Here is a 1587-nt window from a genome sequence, read left to right on the forward strand (position 1 = left end):
TGTACTGTGATGTCGGAGCGCAGAGTCAAAAAAACACCTTGGTGAGGGATTTTGCTCAAGCGTAGCCAATAAGTTGTCGAACCGACGGTTTTTAGCCCTGCTATTTGTGGATACCACTTTATGTATATCGGCCGGTTCGCCATTTAACGTAAGAAAATTCAATCGTTTGTGAGTGATAACCCTCGAATGAAGGTCTTCGCTGTAGTAAAGCTCATGAAACAAAAACCGTGAGGAGAAAACGCCATCACGCATCGCCCGTCTCGTCATCCAGCGATCAATCACCCGGTTTTCCGGGCGTGAACGGGTTATCGACCGGGCGAAAAAAATATTCAGCTGAAAGGGCTTTTTTGAGTTCGCCGGGGTCACAACCATGCGCTGTGCCAAATGCAGTCAGGCGCTGGCAAACAAAAAGCGTCACTCATACGTGGTACTCGTACCGGTCACCAGAGGGGGTTTCATGACACAACGCAGGGCTATTCTCATTCTTCACGGCAAACAGTCGCTCAATGAAGATGTACGCAATGGTGTGGCCGAAAAACGCAGACAGGGCTGGGAGCTGGATGTGCGCCTGACCTGGGAGGGAGGTGATGCACAGCGGCTGGTCAACGAGGCGCTGGCCGCGGGGCACCGGCATATCATCGCGGGCGGGGGAGACGGCACGCTACGTGATATTGCCGAAGCGCTGGCGCAGGCGGCACAGCCCGATGCCAGTCTGACCATTCTGCCGCTGGGCACTGCCAATGACTTCGCCAGAGCCGCCGGCGTGCCGCTCGAAGTCGGTCAGGCGCTGGAACTGATGGACGTCACGCCGCGCGCCGTCGATCTGGGTGAAGTGGGCGGCAAGCTGTTCCTGAACATGGCGACCGGCGGCTTTGGCAGCCAGGTCACCGCTAATACCTCCGAAGACCTGAAAAAGGTCCTTGGCGGCGCAGCCTACCTATTTACCGGTCTGACGCGTTTCAGTGAGCTGCACGCCGCCCATGGTGAACTGACCGGGCCGGATTTTCACTGGCGCGGCGATCTTCTCGCGCTGGGCATCGGCAACGGTCGACAGGCCGGAGGCGGGCACGTGCTTTGTCCGACGGCATTGGCCGATGATGGCCTGCTGGATGTCAGCATCCTGCCGGCTCCTCAGGAAGTGGTCGGCACGCTGAAAAGTCTGTTGGAAGGCGGGTTGGGCTTCGACAACATGTTCATCCGCGCGCGCCTGCCATGGGTCGAACTCAAGTCGGCGCAGGGGCTGGATATCAACCTGGATGGCGAACCGCTGTCTGGCGAGGACCTGCGCTTTGTCGCACGTCCGGCTGCATTGAAAGTGCATTTGCCCGACGATTCGCCAGTCCTGGGAGCGAGCGCACGGCTCAATCGTCCAGACTGATGATCCGCTCACGCACACAGAACAGCACAAGACCGGCCACATCGAAAATTTGCAGTCGCTTCATGATCTGTGAGCGATGAGTTTCAACGGTCTTGATGCTCAGGTTCAGGCCGCCGGCAATTTCACGGGTGGACTTGCCTCGCACGATCAGGCGCAGGATTTCCAGCTGGCGAGCAGTGAGGTTGTATTTTTCCTGCGGCAGCGCAGAG

At 57.9% G+C, this 1587-nt stretch carries 3 protein-coding genes; 1 reads left to right on the forward strand and 2 read right to left on the reverse strand.

Features of this window, described 5'->3' with window-relative positions:
- The coding region (locus BZK31_RS29930) for a hypothetical protein (protein WP_208617247.1) at nt 1-372 on the reverse strand (372 nt) is incomplete at its 3' end.
- A gap of 85 nt (nt 373-457) precedes the next feature.
- On the opposite strand from BZK31_RS29930, the gene yegS reads away from it, so the two are divergent.
- A complete protein-coding gene (yegS, locus tag BZK31_RS27735; protein ID WP_083186377.1) occupies nt 458-1378 on the forward strand; it encodes a lipid kinase YegS in 921 nt (306 codons plus the stop codon).
- Here yegS and BZK31_RS27740 read toward each other — a convergent pair.
- On the reverse strand, nt 1362-1587 hold a 226-nt coding region (locus BZK31_RS27740; RefSeq protein WP_167378129.1), incomplete at its 5' end, for a response regulator transcription factor. The genes yegS and BZK31_RS27740 overlap by 17 nt on opposite strands.

The sequence above is a fragment of the Pseudomonas floridensis genome (genome assembly GCF_002087235.1).
Lineage (GTDB): Bacteria > Pseudomonadota > Gammaproteobacteria > Pseudomonadales > Pseudomonadaceae > Aquipseudomonas > Aquipseudomonas floridensis.